The 21,228-nt window shown below is 67.4% G+C and carries 22 protein-coding genes and 1 riboswitch; of the genes, 14 read left to right on the top strand and 8 right to left on the bottom strand.

What is annotated here, in order from left to right; genetic code table 11:
- Window positions 1-70: 70 nt before the first annotated feature.
- A complete protein-coding gene (cynR, locus tag BLS50_RS23760) occupies window positions 71-967 on the bottom strand; it encodes a transcriptional regulator CynR (protein WP_074804488.1) in 897 nt (298 codons plus the stop codon).
- A 113-nt stretch (window positions 968-1,080) separates the two neighbouring features.
- On the opposite strand from cynR, the gene BLS50_RS23755 reads away from it, so the two are divergent.
- From BLS50_RS23755 to BLS50_RS23745, 3 genes are all read left to right on the top strand, one after another.
- The gene (locus BLS50_RS23755; protein WP_074804486.1) at window positions 1,081-1,740 is read left to right on the top strand and encodes a carbonic anhydrase; all 660 of its coding nucleotides are present in this window, start codon (window positions 1,081-1,083) and stop codon (window positions 1,738-1,740) included.
- A 30-nt stretch (window positions 1,741-1,770) separates the two neighbouring features.
- Window positions 1,771-2,241, top strand: a complete 471-nt coding sequence (cynS, locus tag BLS50_RS23750; protein ID WP_027807663.1) for a cyanase — start codon at window positions 1,771-1,773, stop codon at window positions 2,239-2,241.
- A gap of 149 nt (window positions 2,242-2,390) precedes the next feature.
- Window positions 2,391-2,825, top strand: a complete 435-nt coding sequence (locus tag BLS50_RS23745; protein WP_074804484.1) for a GNAT family N-acetyltransferase — start codon at window positions 2,391-2,393, stop codon at window positions 2,823-2,825.
- Window positions 2,826-2,886: 61 nt separating this feature from the next.
- On the opposite strand, the gene BLS50_RS23740 is transcribed toward BLS50_RS23745, so the two are convergent.
- Complete coding sequence (locus tag BLS50_RS23740; RefSeq protein WP_069230575.1) at window positions 2,887-3,783, bottom strand: LysR family transcriptional regulator; 897 nt, start codon at window positions 3,781-3,783, stop codon at window positions 2,887-2,889.
- A 138-nt stretch (window positions 3,784-3,921) separates the two neighbouring features.
- Between BLS50_RS23740 and tam the strand changes: the two genes are divergently transcribed.
- Window positions 3,922-4,707, top strand: a complete 786-nt coding sequence (tam, locus tag BLS50_RS23735) for a trans-aconitate 2-methyltransferase (protein WP_074804482.1) — start codon at window positions 3,922-3,924, stop codon at window positions 4,705-4,707.
- A 41-nt stretch (window positions 4,708-4,748) separates the two neighbouring features.
- Here the strand turns inward: tam and BLS50_RS23730 are convergent, their stop codons facing one another.
- The 5 genes from BLS50_RS23730 to BLS50_RS23710 all read right to left on the bottom strand — a co-directional run bounded on the left by BLS50_RS23730 (window position 4,749) and on the right by BLS50_RS23710 (window position 9,221).
- On the bottom strand, window positions 4,749-5,339 hold the full coding sequence (locus tag BLS50_RS23730) for a GNAT family N-acetyltransferase (RefSeq protein WP_074804480.1): 591 nt from the start codon (window positions 5,337-5,339) through the stop codon (window positions 4,749-4,751).
- 159 nt (window positions 5,340-5,498) lie between these two features.
- Window positions 5,499-6,383: a helix-turn-helix transcriptional regulator gene (locus BLS50_RS23725; protein ID WP_074804478.1), complete on the bottom strand. Its 885-nt coding sequence runs from the start codon at window positions 6,381-6,383 to the stop codon at window positions 5,499-5,501.
- Between the two features lie 461 nt (window positions 6,384-6,844).
- On the bottom strand, window positions 6,845-8,236 hold the full coding sequence (locus tag BLS50_RS23720) for an MFS transporter (protein WP_074804475.1): 1,392 nt from the start codon (window positions 8,234-8,236) through the stop codon (window positions 6,845-6,847).
- A gap of 212 nt (window positions 8,237-8,448) precedes the next feature.
- On the bottom strand, window positions 8,449-8,823 hold the full coding sequence (locus tag BLS50_RS23715) for a hypothetical protein (RefSeq protein ID WP_074804473.1): 375 nt from the start codon (window positions 8,821-8,823) through the stop codon (window positions 8,449-8,451).
- Between the two features lie 17 nt (window positions 8,824-8,840).
- The gene (locus tag BLS50_RS23710) at window positions 8,841-9,221 is read right to left on the bottom strand and encodes a winged helix-turn-helix transcriptional regulator (RefSeq protein ID WP_074804471.1); all 381 of its coding nucleotides are present in this window, start codon (window positions 9,219-9,221) and stop codon (window positions 8,841-8,843) included.
- A gap of 136 nt (window positions 9,222-9,357) precedes the next feature.
- Between BLS50_RS23710 and gstA the strand changes: the two genes are divergently transcribed.
- The 6 genes from gstA (at window position 9,358) to BLS50_RS23680 (ending at window position 16,963) form a co-directional block, all read left to right on the top strand.
- On the top strand, window positions 9,358-9,990 hold the full coding sequence (gene gstA, locus BLS50_RS23705; RefSeq protein ID WP_074804469.1) for a glutathione transferase GstA: 633 nt from the start codon (window positions 9,358-9,360) through the stop codon (window positions 9,988-9,990).
- Between the two features lie 87 nt (window positions 9,991-10,077).
- Window positions 10,078-10,464 carry a hypothetical protein gene (locus BLS50_RS23700; RefSeq protein ID WP_074806649.1) on the top strand — a complete coding sequence of 129 codons (387 nt, stop codon included), beginning with the start codon at window positions 10,078-10,080 and terminating at the stop codon, window positions 10,462-10,464.
- Between the two features lie 91 nt (window positions 10,465-10,555).
- Window positions 10,556-11,848, top strand: coding sequence for a TolC family protein (locus tag BLS50_RS23695; protein ID WP_074804467.1), 1,293 nt, complete (start codon window positions 10,556-10,558; stop codon window positions 11,846-11,848).
- Window positions 11,849-11,859: 11 nt separating this feature from the next.
- A complete protein-coding gene (locus BLS50_RS23690; protein WP_074806645.1) occupies window positions 11,860-13,395 on the top strand; it encodes an efflux RND transporter periplasmic adaptor subunit in 1,536 nt (511 codons plus the stop codon).
- On the top strand, window positions 13,392-16,598 hold the full coding sequence (locus BLS50_RS23685; RefSeq protein ID WP_074804465.1) for an efflux RND transporter permease subunit: 3,207 nt from the start codon (window positions 13,392-13,394) through the stop codon (window positions 16,596-16,598). The genes BLS50_RS23690 and BLS50_RS23685 overlap by 4 nt, the downstream gene beginning before the upstream one ends.
- Window positions 16,595-16,963: a copper-binding protein gene (locus BLS50_RS23680; RefSeq protein ID WP_074804463.1), complete on the top strand. Its 369-nt coding sequence runs from the start codon at window positions 16,595-16,597 to the stop codon at window positions 16,961-16,963. The genes BLS50_RS23685 and BLS50_RS23680 overlap by 4 nt, the downstream gene beginning before the upstream one ends.
- Before the next feature lie 95 nt (window positions 16,964-17,058).
- Here the strand turns inward: BLS50_RS23680 and BLS50_RS23675 are convergent, their stop codons facing one another.
- The gene (locus BLS50_RS23675) at window positions 17,059-18,069 is read right to left on the bottom strand and encodes a sodium:calcium antiporter (protein WP_074804460.1); all 1,011 of its coding nucleotides are present in this window, start codon (window positions 18,067-18,069) and stop codon (window positions 17,059-17,061) included.
- Window positions 18,070-18,131: 62 nt separating this feature from the next.
- A riboswitch (yybP-ykoY riboswitch) is annotated at window positions 18,132-18,307 on the bottom strand.
- Window positions 18,308-18,423: 116 nt separating this feature from the next.
- Between BLS50_RS23675 and BLS50_RS23670 the strand changes: the two genes are divergently transcribed.
- The 4 genes from BLS50_RS23670 to BLS50_RS23655 all read left to right on the top strand — a co-directional run bounded on the left by BLS50_RS23670 (window position 18,424) and on the right by BLS50_RS23655 (window position 21,224).
- Window positions 18,424-18,699, top strand: coding sequence for a metal/formaldehyde-sensitive transcriptional repressor (locus BLS50_RS23670; protein ID WP_011548394.1), 276 nt, complete (start codon window positions 18,424-18,426; stop codon window positions 18,697-18,699).
- A gap of 12 nt (window positions 18,700-18,711) precedes the next feature.
- Window positions 18,712-19,737 (top strand): CDF family Co(II)/Ni(II) efflux transporter DmeF, encoded by a 1,026-nt coding sequence (dmeF, locus tag BLS50_RS23665; RefSeq protein ID WP_074804457.1) that lies wholly within the window; start codon window positions 18,712-18,714, stop codon window positions 19,735-19,737.
- A gap of 2 nt (window positions 19,738-19,739) precedes the next feature.
- A complete protein-coding gene (locus BLS50_RS23660; protein WP_080486914.1) occupies window positions 19,740-19,925 on the top strand; it encodes a DUF1289 domain-containing protein in 186 nt (61 codons plus the stop codon).
- A 90-nt stretch (window positions 19,926-20,015) separates the two neighbouring features.
- A complete protein-coding gene (locus BLS50_RS23655) occupies window positions 20,016-21,224 on the top strand; it encodes an MFS transporter (RefSeq protein ID WP_074804455.1) in 1,209 nt (402 codons plus the stop codon).
- Window positions 21,225-21,228: the final 4 nt, after the last annotated feature.

The raw sequence follows: 21,228 nt of genomic DNA, 5'->3' as shown, positions 1-21,228 counted from the left end.
TGCCCGCCCGACATGTGCAACTGGCCAGGCAACCGTCGGCGGCCGAGAGGGCCGGACGCGACCGTCCGTCTCATCGTGAACGCTCGACCGGCCCCGCCCCCCGCGCCAGCGCCAACTCGACGAACGCCCGCGCCGCAGCACTCCGATACCCACCCTTGCGCTGCAGCAGCACGGCCGTGCGCCTCAGCCCCGCCGGATCGAGCGCAACCGCGACGAGATCGTCGTGCTCGACCGCGATCGTCGCCGGCAGCAGCGTCGCGAGGTTCGTGCGGCGCACGATCTCAATCACCGCACCGAGCGAATTCGCTTCCATCAGCACGCGCGGCTGCAGGTCGTGCTCGCGGAAATAGCGGTCGATCTGCATGCGCGTCGCGAATTCCGCGGTGAGCAGCACGAGCGGCGCGTCGTGCAGCGCGCGCAGGCCGGCCTTGCGTTTGCCGGCGAGCGCGTGTCCGCGGTTCACGACCAGCGCCAGCGTTTCGACCAGCAGCGCTTGCGCGTCGATATCCGCCGTCTGCACCTCGTCGAATGCAATGCCGACATCGAGCTCGTCGTCGACGAGCAGCGCCTCGATACGCTCCTGCGACATCTCGCGAACCGACAGCGATACGTCCGGATAGCGGCCGTGAAACGCCTCGACGAGCGGCCCGACGAGATAGCTCGTGAAGGTCGGCGTGACCGCGAGTCGCAGCGAGCCGCGGCTCAGGTCCTGCACGTCGTGAATCGCCCGCCGGCCTTCCGCGAGATCATGCAGCGCCTGCCGCGCATAGCGGAAATACACGTCGCCGGCATCGGTCAGCCGCGTGACGCGGCCGGTGCGGTCGAACAGTTGCGCGCCGAGCGTGTCCTCGAGCTGGCGGATCTGCTGCGACAGCGCGGGCTGCGACACGTGCAGCGCGGCGGCCGCGCGCGTGAAGCTGCGGTGTTCGGCGACGGCCAGGAAATAGTGGATGTGACGCAGCAGCATGGCGATTCCTATAAGTCGTGCTTATCGGGTGGATCATAAATCAGTCTTTTACGTTATCGGAAGTCGGGCGTAACCTGCCCTTCATCGATTCAACCCGCACCGGAGAACACGCGATGAAGGACATCATCGAGGGCTTCCTGAAGTTCCAGCGCGACGCGTATCCGTCGCGCGCCGCGCTGTTTCGCGATCTCGCGCGCAGCCAGAATCCGCGGGCGCTGTTCATCTCGTGCTCGGATAGCCGGCTCGTGCCCGAGCTCGTCACCCAGCGCGAGCCGGGCGACCTGTTCGTGATCCGCAACGCGGGCAACATCGTGCCGTCGTACGGCCCGGAGCCGGGCGGCGTGTCGGCGTCGGTCGAATATGCGGTCGCCGCGCTGCGCGCGACGGACGTCGTGATCTGCGGGCATTCCGATTGCGGCGCGATGACAGCGATCGCGACTTGCCAGTGCATGGACCACATGCCGGCCGTCGGCCACTGGCTGCGCTATGCCGATTCGGCACGGGTCGTGAACGAGGCGCGCACGCATCGCAGCGAGCGCGAGCGGATCGACTCGATGGTGCGCGAGAACGTCGTCGCGCAACTGGCCAACCTGAAGACGCATCCGGCCGTGCGGCTCGCGCTCGACGAAGGGCGCCTCGCGCTGCACGGCTGGGTCTACGATATCGAATCGGGCTGCATCGACGCCTACGACGGCGCGAGCGGCCGGTTCGTTTCCCTTGCGGACCATCCCGGCGTCCGTGCAACCCCCGCGACACTCCCCGTCGCGGCCTGAATCGCTCCCACTCCACTACGAGGCATTACCATGATCCAGTCCCAGCACAGTCAGACGGCGCGCCACGCGCTGGCGGAAACCGTCGTCCTCGCGAAGGCGCGCAAGAACCTGTCGTTCGCGCAGCTCACCGAAGGCACGGGCCTGAGCGAAGCATTCGTCACGGCCGCGCTGCTCGGCCAGCATGCGTTGCCGGCCGACGCGGCACGCGTCGTTGCCGACAAGCTTGGCCTCGACGACGATGCGGTGCTGCTGCTGCAAATGATCCCGATGCGCGGCAGCATCGACGATCGCGTGCCGACCGACCCGACCATCTATCGTTTCTACGAAATACTGCAGGTGTACGGCACGACGCTGAAGGCGCTCGTTCACGAGAAGTTCGGCGACGGCATCATCAGCGCGATCAATTTCCGGCTCGACGTGAAGAAGGTCGACGATCCGGAAGGCGGCTCGCGTGCGGTGATCACGCTCGACGGCAAGTACCTGCCGACCAAGCCGTTCTGACGCCCGCGGCGCGTCGTGGCGTCACGGCGTCGCGCGATATCGAGCGATCATCGCGCGTCGTCACGGCGCATGACGACGCGCTATAGTCGTGTGATACCCGCCGCGGGCGCCGCCCGCCCGGCGGTCTATTCACGCACGCGTTCGCCTCGATGACAGCCCATCCCGACGTTACCCTTCGACTGACCGATACCGAGCAGCCGACCGCCCGAGACTTCATCAGCCGCAAGCTCGGCGAATTCAACCATGCGATGACGGGGCGCACCGATACGGCCGCGCTCGACGTCTACGTGACCGATCCCGCGACCGGCGACGTACTGGGCGGCCTCACCGGCCGCACGTCGCTCGGCCTGTTCTTCATCGATCTGTTCTATCTGCCCGAATCGCTGCGCGGCGGCGGCTTCGGCAGCCGGCTGCTGCGCGAGGCCGAAGCGGAAGCGAAGCGGCGCGGTTGTGCGCGTGCGGTGCTGTACACGATCTCGTTCCAGGCGCCGGACTTCTACCGGAAGCACGGTTACGAGACGTTCGGCGAAGTGCCGTGCGAGCCGGCAGGCGCGGCGCGCGTATTTATGGTCAAGATGCTTTGAGCGGCAACGGGCGGTTTCCTGACATCTCATGACGAGCTGATAGCGCCGGAAGGCTCATGGATCACCGCCCGGGCGTCGCCCGCTCGACGATCATGTCGCACAGCGCCCGCGCGGCGGGCGACAGTTGCGCGTTCCTCCGCATGACGAGCACGAGCGTGCGCGACACCGACGGCTCGACGAGCTCGATCGTGCGGATCATCGGATACGCATTCTTCTGGATCGCGAGCTTCGGCACGACGGCCGCGCCGAGCCCTTCCGCGACGAGCCCGAGGGCGGTCGAACTGCGCTGCACCTCGTAGAACGAATGCAGCGATACGCCGCTCGTCTTCAGCGCACCTTCGAGCAGCCCGCGATTGCCGCTCACTTCGCCGGCGAAGATCAGCGGATGCGGCTGCAGCGCCGCCCAGCGGATGCGACGCCGCTTCGCGAGCGGGTGATCGTCGCGGCACACGAGTACGTAAGGGTCGTGCGTGAGCGGCACGCTGACCAGTTCCGGGTGCTGGTCACCGGCGATGCTGATGCCGAATTCCGCCTCGCGGCGCAGCACGGCCTGCAACACCGACGCCGACGCGTGATCGAGAATCTTCACGCGATCATGCGGCCGGTGCGTGGAGAACGCGCGCAGGATGCGCGGCAGGTACTGCACGCCGACCGTCGGCACGCACGCGATCGTGACGTCGCCGCGCTGGCTCAGGCCCGTCTCGCGGATTTCGGTCAGCGCGTCGGACAGTTCGTTCAGCAGCCGGCGCGCCTGCGGCAGGAAACGCCGGCCGATCTCGGTCAGCGTGGTGCGGCGCGTCGTGCGCTCGACCAGCGCGACGCCGAGATACGCTTCGAGCTTGCGCAGCCGCTGCGTGATCGCCGTCTGCGTGACGTGCAGCGTATCGGCTGCCTGCCTGAAGCTGCCGCCGTCGGCGATCGCGACGAAAGCCTGGACTCCGAGCGTATCGATCTTCATCAGAATTTTGAATCAATCACGATATTAAATTCATTTTACTGAAGGTCGGCGGCAGTCGCAGAATGCGCTGAATCGACGGCCCGTTGCATCCGGTGCCCGGATGCGCGGCGGCTGCTCATGCCGACCAGGAGAACTATCGTGACGACCCCGCTCGATCAATACGCGAACCAGTACGTGCAGTTCGAGGACGAACGCACGCGCCCGGTGCGCGATCTGCTGGCCGCCGTGCCGAACACGCCGATCCATACCGCGATCGATATCGGCTGCGGGCCGGGCAATTCGACGGAAGCGCTGATCGCCCGCGCACCGGACGCGACGATCCACGGGATCGATGCGTCGGCGGACATGATCGAGGCCGCGCGCAAGCGCCTGCCGGCGCTGCGTTTCGACCTTGCCGATGTCACCACCTGGGACGATCCGGGAGGCTATGACCTGATCCTGTCGAATGCGGTGCTGCAATGGGTGCCCGCGCACGACACGCTGTTCCCGAGGCTCGTCGGCCGGCTCGCGCGAGGCGGCCATCTCGCGGTGCAGATGCCCGACAATCTCGACGAACCCGCCCATCGGCTGATGCGCGAAGTCGCTGCAGGCGGGCCGTGGGCCGACAAGCTGAAAGGCGCGGCGCGCACCGAGCGATTCGATGCGCGCTATTACCATGCGCTGCTGGCGCCGCTGTGTTCGCGCGTGGACGTGTGGCGCACGACCTATTACCACCCGCTGCGCGGCGGTGCGGAGGCGGTCGTCGAATGGTTCAAGGGCAGCGCACTGCGGCCGTTTCTCGCGGCGCTCGACGCGTCCGAACAGCGCGCATTTCTCGCGCGCTATCGCGACGCGCTGGCCGGCCCGAACGGTTATCCGGTGCAGGACGACGGTACGGTGCTGTTGCCGTTTCCGCGCCTGTTCATCGTGGCGACGCGCAAGTAACGCGGCAATCACACTGCATTGACGTGACGATCAGCCGTGCATCAACGCATCGGCTGCACCGATGCCGGGTCGACCGTGCGGCTTCGCGCGGTCTGCCCGTCGCGCAGATCCTTGTACCAGAACAGCGCGACTTCCCCGTCATTCTCGCCATCGGCGTAGAGAAAGCGGTCGTGGCCGCCGAGCACGAAGCCCGCACGCGCATACGTCGAGCAGGCCGCGACGTTGTTCGCCTGCGTTTCGAGCCGCATGAAGCCGAACCCGTGGCTGCGCGCCCACGCTTCCGCGGCTGCCAGCAGGAATTGCCCGATACCCTGGCGCCGGCAGCGGCGGTCGACGGCCAACTCCGCGATCTCGGCCATGCCGTTCCAGCTTTCCTCGATCGCGACGAACCCCGCGAGCCGTTCGCCGGCCGTCGCGCGAAACAGCGCCGTGCGGCCCGACGCGTCGCGCGCCCAGCCGGCAGGATCGAAGCCGTAGTCCTTGCGCCGCGCCGGCAGCGCGCGAAGATCGAGCAAGTCCTGATACGGCGCATTCAACTCCCACGCGATGTCGAACGAGAAATCGCATCCGTCCAGTTCGTCGGCGGCAAGCGCGAGCGCCGGTTCGATGCTGATGTGTTCGGCTCGGTCCATAGGTCGGTGTCCTGTCTTCGGCGCGATGGCGCGATGACGTGATGACGTGATGACGTGATGGTATCCGTGATGCGATCGTTGGTGCGATGAATGCGCACCGCAGCGCGTCCTCGTCGTTGCTTCGTTCATTGCGCCGGGACGCAGACGCAGCGGCTCAGGTCAGCGCGGAATGGCCGGCGGTGCGCCGTCGTCATACGATCCGGCGGCGGGGAGCACGGCGGTGGCCGAACCCCACGCGGCGAGTTCGCGCTTCGTGCGCACGCCGAGCTTCGCGAATGCACGCTTCACGTACGACTCGGCCGACGCGACGCGCACGCCGAGGATGTCGGCGGTTTCCGGCACGGTCTTGCCGGAGAGCAGGTGCTTGCAAGTTTCGTATTCGCGCTTCGACAGCTTCACGCCGTCGGCCGCGAGCCGCGCATCGAACTGCGCGAGCGGATGGACGTCGGGCGTCGCGTGCGCGATGCGCCGCGCGGCGGTGGTCGACGCATGGAGTTCGAGCAGCGGAAACAGCATGTCGCTGATGCTGCGGAAGCGGTTCATCTCGGCGAGCGTGAACGGCGGCCGGTCACGGCCGCGCTCCAGCGCGATCGAATGCTGCGAATAGCGTGTACCGCGTGCGAGCACGCATTCGTGGCCGATATGCACGTCGTCGAACAGCCGCTGGCGGAATTCGCCGGGCGGGATCGCCGCGATGTCGCGCACGACGAGCATCGTGCCGGTCTTGCCGCGCAGACCCGCGAACAGCGGGTCGCTGTCGAGAAAGCGCTCGTAGTAGAGCGTCATCACGTCGGAGATGTCGGTGGACGCGGTGCCGATGCCGCTGCTGCCGATCCATTCGCAACGGTAGCCGGTGGGCATCGTCGCGTCGACGCGCGAGCGTTCGACGTGCGCGACGTCGAGCGGCACGACGTCGTTCAGCAGTTGCGTGAGGCGCGGCACGAAGTGCGGCGTGCCGACCGTCTCGATCAGCTCGCCCAATGCCTTGAACGACACGTTGAAGCGATCGTTGTCGCGGTGGATGGCGTTCACGTTGAGCAGCATGCGATTCCCAAGGCCTGTTCCGCCCATGACACGCGTTTCGTTGGTACGAAAAAAGCATCTGTTCAGCCCGCGATCGGGAGGGAATACAGGCAGGCGACCTGCCGATCCGTTCGCTCGTAAAACGTTGCGTGTCGTCCCGAAGCGGGCATACCGGGGCAGTGTAAACGAGTCACTGCGTCCCCGTCTTTTTCAATCGAGCGACAGGCGATTCTGACGACCAACCTGATCAGGCGCATCGTGCCGCAGGGCACGCGCCTGGGCGAATCGAAGGCACTCGACTTCGGGGGGGGGCGAAAGCGATCGGCGCGCGGCCGAAGGCAGGCGCGGCAATGGAATCGACGGCTGTCGGGAAGGCAAGGGCGGGTCGGGCGCGTTTCCGGAGTCGGCCGCATCGGCGGTGTGGCGCGCCGGCCGGGACAGCGGTCAAGCAGGGCGGCGCAGGTGCGCCGCCCTTGCAACGCTTACGCGTCGATGCGCTCGACCTTGCCGACGAGCAGCCCGTACGACAGGCTGCCCGCGAGCGCCATCGCGGCGATGTAGGTGATCGCGCGGGAGAAGTCCGCACCATCGACCAGCAGCCCGATCACGATCGGCGTCGCGATCGCGGACAGGTTGCCGACCAGGTTGAACACGCCGCCCGTGAGGCCGAGCAGTCGCGCGGGTGCGAGCCCCGACACGAGCGACCACGTGATCGATGCGAAGCCGTTGCCGAAGAACGCGATCGTCATGAACGCGATCACCCAGCCAGTGGAGCTCACGTAGTTCGCGCCGATGATGCAGGTCGAGATCAGCAGCCCCGAGATGATCGGCAGCTTGCGCGCGAAGCCCTGCGATGCACCGCGCCGCATCAGCCAGTCCGACAGCACACCCGAGCACAGCACGCCGACGAACGCGGCGAGGAACGGCAGCGACGCGAGGAAGCCCGATTTGATGAAGTCCATCCCGCGATACTTGACGAGGTAGGTCGGGAACCACGTGAGGAAGAACCACAGCGTCGAGTTCAGCGCGAACTGGCCCAGGTAGATGCCCCACAGCTTGCGCCGGCCGAGCACGATACCGAGGTCGCGCCACGTCGACGGCGTGCGGTCGCTGCGCGCCGCGATACGATCCTCCAGATCGACGAGCCCGCCGCCGTCGCGGATCAGCGCGATTTCGGCCGCATTGACGCCGCGCAACGCGCGCGGCTCGCGATACACCGCATACCAGATCGCGGCCCACGCGATGCCGGCGAGGCCGGTCGCGACGAACACCATGTGCCAGCCGAGATGCACCTGCAGCCACGCGAGCACCGGCGTGAGGAACGCGAGGCCGACGAACTGCCCCGACGTGTAGCCGCCGATCGCGCTCGCCCGCTCGCGGGTCGGGAACCACGTCGTCACCACGCGGTTGTTGATCGGATAGGCCGGCGCTTCGAGCGCGCCGACCGCGAGGCGCAGCACGATCAGTCCGACGAACGAACCGGCGAAGCCGAGCAGCAGCGTCGCGGCCGACCACAGTGCGAGCGCACCCGCATACAGCACGCGCGGCGACACCTTGTCGACCAGCCAGCCGCCCGGAATCTGCATCAGCGCATAGGTCCAGCCGAACGCGGAGAACACGAGGCCGGCGTGGACCGGATCGATGTTCAGTTCCTTGAACAGTTCGGGCGCCGCGATCGACAGGTTGCTGCGGTCGAGATAGTTGATCACGACCGTGACGAACAGCAGCGCGAGGATCAGCAGCCGCTTGCGACTCGGCGGCGTGGCCGGGGCCGCGGCGGCCGCCGCGCGGGTAGCTGATTCGGATGAGGTACCGGTGTGCGCGGATGGCCGCTGCGGCGGGTTGGCATGGGTGCGTGACGCGGATTGGCCCACGGTCGTCTCCTGTGTTCTATGCCCGACCGGCGCTCGCGAACGAGGCGGCCGAATCGAATGGCGTTGGGGCGAACGTTAGAGCCGTGGCGCGGCATGCGTCAACATTTGGGCAGGTATCCCCATTAATGGGACGTGTGCCGTTCAATATGTGGGAATGGGCGCCGAGACGCGCGGGTCGGCGTCGTCACGAAGAAGCGCAAGCAGGCGAGCGCTCAGCCCCGCGTGCTGTCGTCGCGATAGCCGCTTTTGGCAACGAAGATTTCCTTCAACGCGGCGCGCAGCGTGCCCGGATCGTACTGACCGGGCGCGAGATGGATCACGTAACGCGTCTGGCCGTCGAGCCGCGCGGCGATGCCCGGCTCGATCTCGACGTCGATCGTGTCGTCGGTCAGACGCACCGACAAATCCTTGACGCGTACGTTGAGCTGGTCGCGCACCATCACTTCGATCAGCGCATCGTCCGGAAAGCGCGACAGCGCGAAGCAATAGTCCTGCTCGGCATCGTGACAGTAGATATTGGCGAAGCTTTCGTCGTCGTCGAGGTCGGACGTGGCCGCGCCGACGGTAGCGTGCAGTTCCATGAGCATCGATTCCTGCTGAACGGTTATTTGTGAGCGTGCATCGTCGTTTCGATCGCAGCCGCGGCGTCGGGCATCGCATCGGCCTGCGCGTCGCGCGCCTTCAGCCACAGCCCGAAATCGCGCATCACATCGACTACCGGCCGCAGCCGGTCGCCGTCCGCGGTGAGATCGTACTCGACGCGCACCGGCACTTCCGGATAGACGGTGCGCCGCACGAGCCCCGCGTCTTCCAGCGCGCGCAGGTCGAGCGTCAGCATGCGCTGCGAGATGCCCGGCATGTCGCGCCGCAGGTCGCTGAAGCGGCGCGGCCCGTCGAGCAGATACGACACCAGCAGCAGCCGCCAGCGGCCGCCGAGCAGGCGCATCGCTTCTTCAACGGAACATCCTGTCGCACTCGTTTTCATCGCGCCGAATCCTGGTCGGTAAATTTTTTGTGACTACGGCACAAACGACTGCCGTCTTCTCAGCCGTGTGCCGATGCGAGATATTAGCGCCCGCGTCGCGGCGAATCGATACATGGACAACCCACGAAGGAAACATATGAAGCTCTATCACGCTCCCGGCAGCTGTTCGCAGGCGATCTGCATCGTGCTGCGCGAAGGCGATATCGACGCCGAGATCGTCAAGGTCGACGCGCGCAAGCATGTCGTCGAAGACGGCCGCGATTACTACGACGTGAACGAACTCGGCTACGTGCCGCTGCTCGAACTCGACGACGGCACGGTGCTGCGCGAAGGGCCGGTGATCGCGCAGTATCTCGCGGACCAGCGCCCGGAAGCCGCGCTTGCGCCCGCTTATGGCACGCTCGCGCGCTACCGGCTGATGGAATGGCTGAACTTTCTCGGCACCGAGATCCACAAGGGCTTCATCCCGCTGCTGTATGCGGTGCAGGCGGGGAAGTACGTCGAACCCGTGCGGCAGAAGCTCGACGGCCGCTTCGCATGGATCGACCGCCAGCTCGACGGCAGGACGTTCCTGACGGGCGACACGTTCACCGTCGCCGATGCGTACCTGTTCGCGCTGACCGGCTGGGGCAAGGCCGACTGGATGTGCTCGGTGTACAACGCGGATATCGACCTGAGCCGGCATGCGCATCTGCGTGCGTGGTACGAGCGGGTGCGGGAGCGGCCGGCCGTGCAGGCGGCGCTGGCGGTGGACAACCTGTTGCGATGACGCGCGGCCTCCGCAGCGGGGAGGGCGCGTCGTTTCGTCGTAGCGGCGCCGCGCCATGCCGCAACAGTGCGCGCTATAATCGCCGCCATGAAACTGCTTCGGACCTTCATCCTGCTGCTGCTGTGCGCGGTGCTGCCCATCACGGGGCTGGCAGCCAGCGGCCTGACCGGTGAATGTCCGATGCAGCACACGATGTCGACGGCCGCGGACACGGGCATGAACATGGCCATGTCCGCCGACATGAGCGATTGCGATTCGATGCAGCCGCCATCCGCCGATCACGCGAAGGCCAAAGCCAAGGGCATGGCCTGCAAGGTGACGGCCCAATGCCAGTTCGGCAGTCTCTACCACCCGGCCGCCCGCGCCGACGTCAACCGTCCCGCTGCATTCGCCAGCACGATCGTCTTCCACTACACGCAGTCCGTCCCGGCTCGCGACCCGAACGGGTTGTGGCGCCCGCCACGCATCAGCTGATCCCGATTTGACCGGTTCGCCGCGCACGCGGTGAGGTTCGTCCTGTGCGCAGGACGTGGAATCCCTTTGGATTCCGATTTGGGGTTACACCATGTCATTCGTTTTCCGCACGCTGCGCATGCCGCGTGCAGGTCGGCGCGCGCCCGTACCGTGGGCCGCGCTGCTGGTGGCGGGCGCCGTTCACGCGCAACCGTCGCCGCTGACGCTCGACGCCGCGCTGCAGTCCGCCACCGATCGTTCCGCGTCGATGCAGGCCGCACAGGCGTCCGTGCTCGCGCGTTCCGAAGCGGCCGTCAAGGCCGGCCAGTTGCCGGACCCGATGCTCAAGGCCGGCATCGACAACCTGCCGGTCAACGGCGGGCAGCGCTTCACCGTCGGCCAGGACTTCATGACGATGCGCCGCATCGGCATCGAGCAGGAATGGGTGTCCGGCGACAAGCGGCGGCTGCGTACCGCGCTGGCCGACGAGCAGGTCGGCCGCGAGCGCGCCGGCTATCTCGTGCAGCTCGCGGCCGTGCGCCGGCAGACCGCGACGGCGTGGCTCGATGCCGTCTATGCGAAGCAGGCGCTCGCGCTTCAGCAGGCGCTGCTCGGTCACATGAACCATGAACTCGACGCGACGCAGGCGTCGTATCGCGGCGCGAAAGCGAGCGCGGGCGACGTCGTGCAGGCCCGCGCGATGCTCGCGCAGACGCAGGACCAGGTGCTCAAGGCACAGCAGGCGTATCGCACCGCGCTCATCGCGCTGGCCCGCTGGACGGCGGTGCCCGTGACGGATGTGGCCGGTACGCCGCCCGCGCCCGAATCCTTCGTATCGGCGTTGCCGCCGGACGAACTGCGCCTGTCGCAGCCGGCGCTCGTCGCCGCCGCGGACGACATCGCGGTGGCCGAAGCCGACGCCGCGGTCGCGAACAGCGAGCGCAGCCCCAACTGGACGTGGGAAATCGCGTACCAGCAGCGCGGCGGCGCGTATTCGAACATGGTGTCGATCGGCGTCTCGATCCCGCTGCCGCTCAATCGCAAGAATCGCCAGAATCGCGACGTCGCCGAAAAGGCGGCGCTCGCGACGAAGGCGCGCCTGATGTACGAGGACACGCTGCGCCAGGTACAGGCCGACATCCGCACGCAATCGGACACGCTGGCGAGCGGTCGCGAACGCATCGCGAACCTCAGCGCCGCGCTGTTGCCGGCCGCCGACCAGCGCGTGCAGCTCGCGACGGCGGCGTACCGGGCCGGCACGGGGTCGCTTGCCGACACGTTCGCCGCGCGGCGTGCGCAACTCGAAGCGCAATTACAGGTGCTCGACCTCAGGCGCGACGTGTCGCAGACCTGGGCACAGCTCGAATATCAGGTCGTGCCGTCGGCGATGGCCGCCGCGCAGTGAAGGAGACGCTCATGACAAGGCAATCACTGATGCGTGCGGCGTTGATCGCATCCGCCGGCGCGGTGCTCGTCGGGGCCGGCTATTTCGCGGGCGTTCGCCATGCGACGAACGGCGCGGCGACGGCCGCCATGCCCGCCGCTGCGCCGTCGGGCATACCGTCGGGTGTGCCGGCTCAGCAGGCCGCACGCAAGGTGCTGTACTGGCACGACCCGATGGTGCCGAACCAGCACTTCGACAAACCGGGCAAATCGCCGTTCATGGACATGCAGTTGCAGCCGGTCTATGCGGACGAAGGCGGTGCCGCGGCAGGCATCCGGATCGATCCGGGCCTGCAGCAGAACCTCGGCATCCGCTATGCGACCGTGCGTCGGCAGCAGACGGCGGCCGGCTTCGACGCGGTGGGCACCACGCAGTTCGACGAAGCGCGCGTGGAGGTCGTGCAGTCGCGCGTCACGGGCTACATCGACCGTCTGTATGCACGCGCGCCGATGCAGCGCATCGCGAAGGGCGCGCCGGTCGCATCGCTGTTCGTGCCCGACTGGCTCGCGCCGCAGGAGGAATATCTCGCGCTGAAGCGCGGCGGCATGGACGGCAACCTGCTCGATGCGGCGCGCGCACGAATGCGCGCGCTGTCGATTCCGGACGGCATGATCGCGACCCTCGATCGCACCGGCCGCGCCCAGACGCACGTCGTGCTGAGCGCGCCGGAGACGGGCGTCGTCAGCGAGCTGAACGTGCGCGACGGCGCGATGGTCGCGCCCGGCCAGACGCTCGCGAAAATCGCCGGGTTGTCGACGCTGTGGCTGATCGTCGAGGTGCCGGAAGCGCTCGCTTTGAACGTGCAGCCGGGAATGTCGGTCGACGCGACGTTCGCGGGCGATCCGGCCCGGCATTTCAGCGGACGCATCCGCGAAGTGCTGCCCGGCATCAGCACGGGCAGCCGCACGCTGCAGGCGCGCGTGGAGATCGACAACGCATCGCTGAAGCTCACGCCCGGCATGCTGATGCGCGTTCGGGTCGCCGCGAAGGAGACGGTGTCGCGCCTGCTCGTGCCGTCCGAGGCCGTGATCGCGACCGGCCAGCGCACGATCGTCATCGCGAAGCTCGGCGACGGCCGGCTTCAGCCGGTGTCGGTGACGGTCGGCAACGACGTCGGCGGCGACACGGAAGTGCTCGGCGGGTTGAACGAAGGCGACACGGTTGTCGCATCGGGGCAGTTCCTGATCGATTCGGAAGCCAGCCTGAAAAGCGTGCTGCCGCGGCTGGAGCGGGCGGCAGGCGCAAGCTCGGCCGCATCGTCCGCGACGGCAAGCGCGCCGGTCTACGAAACCACCGGCAAGGTGGAGAAGGTCACGGCCGACGACATCACGTTCTCGCATCAGCCGGTGCCGGCGCTCGGCTGGGGCGCGATGACGATGGCGTTCGGCAAGCCGTCGGCGCACGCGTTTCCGGACGTGAAGCCGGGGCAGACGGTACGTTTCGCGTTCACGCAGACCGACGACGGCTACCGGCTGACGAAGGTCGAGCCGCAGGGAGGTGAGCGATGATCGCGCGCCTCATTCACTGGTCCGTCCATCATCGGTTTCTGGTGCTGCTGGCCACCGTGCTGCTCGCGGCATGGGGCGTGCATTCGCTGCGGCAGACGCCGCTCGACGCATTGCCCGACCTGTCGGACACGCAGGTGATCGTGAAGGCGTCGTATCCGGGCAAGGCGCCGCAGGTCGTCGAGGATCAGGTGACCTATCCGCTGACGACGACGCTGCTCGGCGTGCCCGGCGCGAAAACCGTGCGCGCTTACTCGTCGTTCGGCGACGCGTTCGTCTACGTGCTGTTCGACGACCGCACCGATCCGTACTGGGCGCGCTCGCGCGTGCTCGAATACCTGAGCCAGGTGCAGAGCCGCCTGCCGGCGGGCGCGACCGTATCGCTTGGGCCCGATGCGACCGGCGTCGGCTGGGTATACGAGTACGCGCTCGTCGATCGCACCGGCCGTCACGATCTCGGCCAGTTGCGCGCGCTCAACGACTGGTTCCTGAAGTTCGAACTGAAGGCCGTGTCGGACGTCTCCGAAGTCGCGAGTATCGGCGGCATGGTGCGCCAGTACCAGGTCGTGCTGGACCCGGACAAGCTGCGCGCATACGGCATCACGCAGGCGGCGGTCGCGGAGGCGCTCGGCAAGGCCAACCAGGCATCCGGCGGCTCGGTCGTCGAGCTGGCCGAGTCGGAGTACATGGTGCGGTCGTCCGGCTACCTGCGCACGCTCGACGATTTCCGTCACGTCGTGCTGCGCACCGACGACGCCGGCACGCCGGTCCTGCTCGGCGACGTCGCACGCATCCAGGTCGGCCCGGCGATGCGGCGCGGTATCGCGGAACTGAACGGGCAGGGCGAAGTGACGGGCGGTGTCGTCGTGATGCGCTCGGGCAAGAACGCGCTGACGACGATCGACGCGGTGAAGGCGAAGCTCGCCGACCTCAAGCGTTCGCTGCCTGCCGGCGTCGAGATCGTCATGACCTACGACCGATCGCAACTGATCGCGCGCGCGGTCGACAACCTGACGGACAAGCTGATCGAGGAATTCGTCATCGTCGGTGTCGTCTGCGCGGTATTCCTGTTCCATCTGCGCAGCGCGCTGGTCGCGATCCTGTCGCTGCCGCTCGGCGTATTGGCGGCGTTCATCGTGATGCGCTACCAGGGCGTGAACGCCAACCTGATGTCGCTCGGGGGGATCGCGATCGCGATTGGCGCGATGATCGACGCGGCGATCGTGATGATCGAGAACGCGCACAAGCATCTGGAAGCGTACGACCACGCGCATCCGGGCGAGCCGCTCACGGCCGCGCGTCGCTGGGAGCTCGTCGCGGCATCGGCGGCGGAAGTCGGGCCCGCGCTGTTCTTCTCGCTGCTGATCATCACGCTGTCGTTCGTTCCGGTGTTTTCGCTGGAAGGGCAGGAGGGCAAGCTGTTCGCGCCGCTGGCGTTCACGAAGACCTATACGATCGCCGCCGCCGCCGGGTTGTCGGTGACGCTGGTGCCGGTGCTGATGGGCTATCTGGTGCGCGGCCGCATTCCGCACGAGCACGCGAACCCGATCAATCGCGTGCTGATCCGCCTGTACCGGCCGCTGCTCGAAGCGACGTTGCGGCGCCCGTGGGCCGCGATCGGCGTGGCAGTCGTCGCGCTCGTGCTGACGGCCGTGCCGTTGTCGCGGCTCGGCGGCGAATTCATGCCGCCGCTCGACGAAGGCGACTTGCTGTACATGCCGACCGCGCTGCCGGGCATCTCGGCGGACAAGGCGAGCGAACTGCTGCAGCAGACCGACCGACTGATCAAGACCGTGCCCGAGGTCGACACGGTGTTCGGCAAGTCGGGTCGCGCCGATACGGCGACCGACCCCGCTCCGCTCGAGATGTTCGAGACGACGATCCGCTTCAAGCCGCGCAGCACATGGCGACCGGGCATGACGCCGGAGAAGCTCGTCGACGAACTCGACCGGACGGTGAGGGTGCCGGGCCTGTCGAACGTATGGGTGCCGCCGATCCGCAACCGGCTCGACATGCTGTCCACCGGGATCAAGACGCCGGTCGGCGTGAAGATTTCCGGGCCGGACCTGACGGGAATCGACGCGATCGCGACGCAGGTCGAGGCCGCCGTGAAGCGCGTGCCGGGCGTGACGTCCGCGCTCGCGGAGCGGCTGAACGGCGGCCGCTACGTCGACGTCGACATCGATCGGCTCGCCGCCGCGCGTTACGGGCTGTCGGTGGCGGATATCCAGTCGGTCGTGTCGTCGGCGATCGGCGGCGAGGACGTCGGCGAAGTGATCGCGGGCCGCGAACGCTTTCCGATCAACATCCGCTATCCGCGCGAGATCCGCGATTCGCTCGAGAACTTGCGGCAACTGCCGGTCGTCACCGCGCGCGGCGCGCAGATTCGCCTCGGCGACGTCGCGCGTGTCGCGATCGCCGACGGGCCGCCGATGATCCGCAGCGAGAACGCACGGCTGTCCGGCTACGTGTACGTCGATCTCCGCGGTGTCGACCTCAGCACGGCGGTTCGTGCGATGCAGCAGGCCGTCGCGCGGCAGGTCGCGTTGCCGCCCGGCTATTCGATCGCGTGGTCGGGGCAGTTCGAGTATCTCGAACGCGCGGCGGCGACGTTGCGCACCGTCGTGCCCGTCACGCTCGTCGTGATCTTCGTGCTGCTGTTCGTCACGTTCGATTCGGCGGCCGACGCGTTGCTGCTGATGTCGACGGTGCCGTTCGCGCTGGTCGGCGGATTCTGGCTCGTATGGGCGCTCGGCCATGCGGTGTCCGTCGCGACGTCGGTCGGGTTCATCGCGCTGGCCGGCGTGGCGGCCGAATTCGGCGTGGTGATGCTGCTGTACCTGAAGGGCGCGCTGCAGCGCCGGCTCGATGCCGGCGAGCCGCTGACCGATGCGTTGCTGTTCGACGCGATTCGCGAAGGCGCGGTGCTGCGCGTGCGGCCGAAGGCGATGACGGTCGCCGTCGTGCTCGCCGGCCTCGTGCCGATCATGATCGGCCACGGCGCCGGTTCCGAAGTCATGCAGCGCATCGCCGCGCCGATGGTCGGCGGCATGGTCACGGCGCCGCTGCTGTCGATGTTCGTCATTCCCGCCGCGTGGCTTCTGCTGCAGCGCCGTCGTGCGCGAAGCGCAGGCCGCACGCGGCATTCCGATGCAGTTCCTTCCGGCACGAACGTGCCATCCCTTCCCACCGGAGAATCACGATGAAGATGAATCAATTGATCGCTGCTGCAACCGCTGTCGTCGCGCTGAGTGCTTTCGCGGTACCGGCGCTTGCCGCCGGCGAGATGTCGAACATGGACATGTCCGGCATGAAGATGTCGTCGGACGGCGCGGCGGAATCGAACACCGCGCTGACCGACGCCGAAGTGAAGAAGGTCGATGCCGCGAGCGGCAAGATCACGTTGAAGCACGGCGCGCTGCAGAACGTCGGGATGCCGCCGATGACGATGGCGTTCAAGGCGAAGGATGCGGCGATGCTCGCGCAAGCGCATGCGGGCGACAAGGTCAAGGTGCGGATCGAGAAAGTCGACGGCACGTTGACGATCGTCAAACTCGTCAAGGGTTCCTGATCGGCGGGATGCGGGCGTCGCAGCCGCCGCCCGCATCCGGCGCCGTGAAGCGCGCCGCGCCGACGTGTTGGTCGGCCGGCGCGCCCGACCGGCGTTCAACGCGCCAGCGTTACCGCCAGATACCCCGCATAACCCGCGCCATTCGCAAGCAACGCCCAGATCGCGAGCCCGCGCGTGCGTGCATTGACGCGCAGCCAGGCCGCCGCCGCGAGCGTGATGATCACGCCGGTCAGCACTTCGGGGCGCGGCTCCCACGGCGTCAGCATGATGCCGATCGCCGGCAGCAGCGTGCCCTGGAACACCATCGCACCGGTGATGTTGCCGAACGCCAGCGTGTCTTTCCCGCGGCGAATCCACAGCACGCTGTTGACCTTCTCCGGCAGCTCCGTCGCGATCGGCACGATGATCAGCGACAGCAGCAGCGCCGACACGCCGAGCACGTGCGACACGCCTTCCACGCCGTGAATGAAGCCCTTCGCCCCGCCGACCAGCAGCGCGATGCCGATCAGCAGTTGCAGCACGATCGTCGCCAGGTTGGTCGGCAGGCCGACGCGCGACAGGAGCATCGCGTGCGGCGCCTCGGTGCCGTGCCCGGCATCGACGAGCCGGGTCGACGCGCGGAACGTCAGCACGACGTACATCACGTAGAGGCCGACCAGCATCGCGGCGAGCAGCGCGCGCACGGCCCAGTTGTGATGCGGGACGAACATCGCGACGGTCGCCAGCGAGAAGGCGGCGAGGAAGGTGTTCATGTCGCGCACGAAGCCCGTGCGTTCGGGCGCGATCGTGCCGCGCAGCCCGCGCGAGCGGATCACGGCGAGCGCCATCAGGAACGTGGTGAGCGTCGCGAGCATCAGCGGCGCGCCGAGGATCGCGCCGACGCCGATTTCCTCGTTCACGGCCTGGCTCGACGTGCCGCCGGCGAGCGCGAGCAGCGGCACCATCGTTTCGGGCAGCGCGGTGCCGACGGCCGCGAACAGCGAGCCGGTCACGCCTTCGGAAATCTTCAGGCGTTCGCCGAGATGTTCGAGCGCATTGGTGAAGACTTCGGCCGCGACGAGGATGACGACCAGCATGAACGCGAGTTCGACGAACATGAAGGTCATGCGGCACCTCCGCAGGCAGCGGGGGCGTGAGGCAGGTGAGCAGGGAGGAACATGGGGACTCCGTGGTCGGACGCTGACGAACCATGACACATCCGCCGACGTCCGACCAGGAACGACGCGATGTGCCGATGGTCTCGCCAAGCCGATCAGGCTGAACGCGCCACGGCCGCAGGCCGAGTGTGTTGACGCGTTCGCTTTCCGGGGGACGGAAAGCAGGCTACTCCCCAAAGACGGAAAGCAGTCTAGCCGAGCGGTTTTCTTTCGACAAGCCTTCGTCTCGAAAAAATATACCCCTCTGCCCTATAGGGGCAGCGCTTCGGAGATATACTCCCCTACCCTATACAGGAGCCATCGATGAGTCATACCGTTCGCGAAAAACAGAAGCTGCTGAACCGCGTGCGCCGTATCAAGGGACAGGTCGAGGCGATCGAGCGGGCGCTGGAAGACGAGCGCGGCTGCAACGACGTGCTGCAGTTGATCACGAGCTGCCGCGGCGCGATGAACGGCCTGCTGGCCGTTGTGCTGGAAGATCACATCCGGTCGCATCTCGTCGATGCGGACACGCCCGACGCGCACGAAGGCAGCGCGACCGAGCAGCTGATCGAGGTCGTCCACAGCTATTTCAAGTAAGCGGATCGGAACATGAACGAATTCAAGAGCCCGGCGGCGGGCGGCGCGCACAGTCACGCGTTTCTGGGCGCCGCCCATGCGCGCAACGAGCGGAAGACGTGGATGGTCATCGGCCTGTGCACGGCGATGATGATCGCCGAGATCGTCGGCGGCACGCTGTTCGGGTCGCTCGCGCTGGTCGCGGACGGGCTGCACATGTCGACGCATGCGGGCGCGATGCTGATCGCCGCGCTGGCCTATACCTATGCGCGCCGGCACGCCGACGATCCGCGCTTCGTGTTCGGCACCGGCAAGCTCGGCGACCTGGCCGGCTTCACGAGCGCGATCGTGCTGGCGATGATCGCGTTGCTGATCGGCTATGAGGCGATCGCGCGCCTGCTGGCGCCGGTGCCGATTCGCTTCGACGAAGCGATTCCGATCGCCGTGCTGGGGCTTGCCGTGAACCTCGCCAGCGTGTGGCTGCTGAGCGGCGATCACCATCACGGGCATGGTCACGGCCATCATCATGCGCATGGGCACGACCACCACGATGACCACGACCATGATCATGACCACGACGACGCACACCACGCGCATCATGCTCACGGGTCGCACTCGGCCGCGCATCGCGATCACAACATCCGGTCGGCCTACGTTCACGTGATCGCCGACGCGGCCGTGTCGGTGCTGGCGATCGTCGGCCTGCTGCTCGCGCGTGCGTTCGGCTGGGTCTGGATGGACCCGCTCGCGGGCATCGTCGGCGCGCTGGTGATCGCCAACTGGGCGTACGGGCTGATGCGCGATACGGGCGGAATCCTGCTCGACGTCAACGTCGATCGCAAGCTGACCGACAACGTGCGCCGCGCGATCGAGGCGCTAGGCGACAAGGTCAACGATCTCCATGTGTGGCGCGTGGGCCCCGGGCACATGAGCGCGATCGTGTCGGTCGAATCGGGCGACACCGCGCGCGATGCGCGCTTTTATCATGCGCTGGTCGCGGGCTTCGACGGCGTGTCGCACGTGACCGTCGAAGTGCTGAGGCCCGCGAAGGCCGCCTGATCGTGGCCGTGAAATCGCCGTGTATCGAGCTGTGCACGTTCGACGGCCGCACCGGCTTTTGTGTCGGCTGCCTGCGCACCCGCGACGAGGCGCGCGACTGGAAGAAGCTGACCGACCATCGCCGGCACCAGATCCTCAACGACCGCACGCGCCGGCAGGCGAAGCTCCGGCGCGACGCGGCGGAATAACGAGGGTGCACGCGCAACCTGCGATCGTGTCACGGGACTGCAGTAGCATCACAGCATTCAGCGTCACGATTCCTGAACCGAGGACGATCCATGCAGACCGACTCATCGACCGGCATTCTTCGGCAGATTCCGCGCAGCGTGTGGGTGCTCGGCTGTGTCAGCCTGCTGATGGACGTGTCGTCCGAAATCATCCACAGCCTGTTGCCGATGTTCCTGATGGCGGGGCTCGGTGCGAGCGCGACGACGATCGGCCTGATCGAGGGGATCGCCGAGGCGACGTCGCCGGTCGTCAAGGTGTTCTCCGGCACGCTGAGCGACTATCTGCGCAATCGCAAATGGCTCGCGGTGGCCGGCTACGCGCTCGGTGCGCTTAGCAAGCCGCTGTTCGCGATCGCGCCGACGATCGGCGTCGTGGTCACGGCACGGATCGTCGATCGCGTCGGCAAGGGGATTCGCGGCGCGCCGCGCGATGCGCTCGTCGCCGACGTGACGCCCGTTCACCTGCGCGGCGCCGCGTACGGGTTGCGGCAGTCGCTCGACACGGTGGGCGCGTTCCTCGGGCCGCTGCTGGCCGTCTTCATCATGCTGACGTGGCGCGACGATTTCCGCCTCGCGTTCTGGCTGGCCGTGATTCCCGGCGTGCTCGCCGTGGCGCTGCTCGCGGTCGGCATCGACGAACCGGCGCGTGCGCCGGGCGAGAAGCGCGTCAATCCGATTCGCCGCGAGGTCGTCGCGCAACTCGGCGCCCGCTACTGGTGGGTCGTGGCCGTCGGCGGCGTGTTCGCGCTGGCGCGTTTCAGCGAGGCGTTCCTGGTGTTGCGCGCGATGGGCAGCGGCGTGCCCGTCGCACTCGTGCCGCTCGTGATGGTCGCGATGAACGTCGTGTATGCGTTGTCCGCTTACCCGTTCGGCAAGCTCGCCGATACGACGAGCCACACGAAACTGATGGTGGTCGGGCTCGCGCTGCTGATCGCCGCCGATATCGTGCTGGCGCACGGCGCGCACTGGCCGGCCGTGCTCGTCGGCGTCGCGCTGTGGGGGCTGCATATGGGGATGACGCAAGGGCTGCTCGCGACGATGGTCGCGCAGGCCGCGCCGGCCGAATTGAGAGGGACGGCGTTCGGCGTGTTCAACCTGATCAGCGGCATCGTCACGCTCGTATCGAGCGTCGTCGCGGGTGCCCTGTGGGACCGGGTGGGCGCCGCCGCCACGTTCTACGCAGGGGCCGCATTCAGCGCAGCGACCATCGTGCTGCTCGTGTGCGTGCGCACGTCGTTCGGCGCGGTGCAGGATCGCTAGCGCC

Origin of the sequence: Burkholderia orbicola, assembly GCF_900100915.1 — a bacterium.
Classification (GTDB): domain Bacteria; phylum Pseudomonadota; class Gammaproteobacteria; order Burkholderiales; family Burkholderiaceae; genus Burkholderia; species Burkholderia orbicola.
This window is presented reverse-complemented; position numbering and strand designations above follow the sequence as displayed.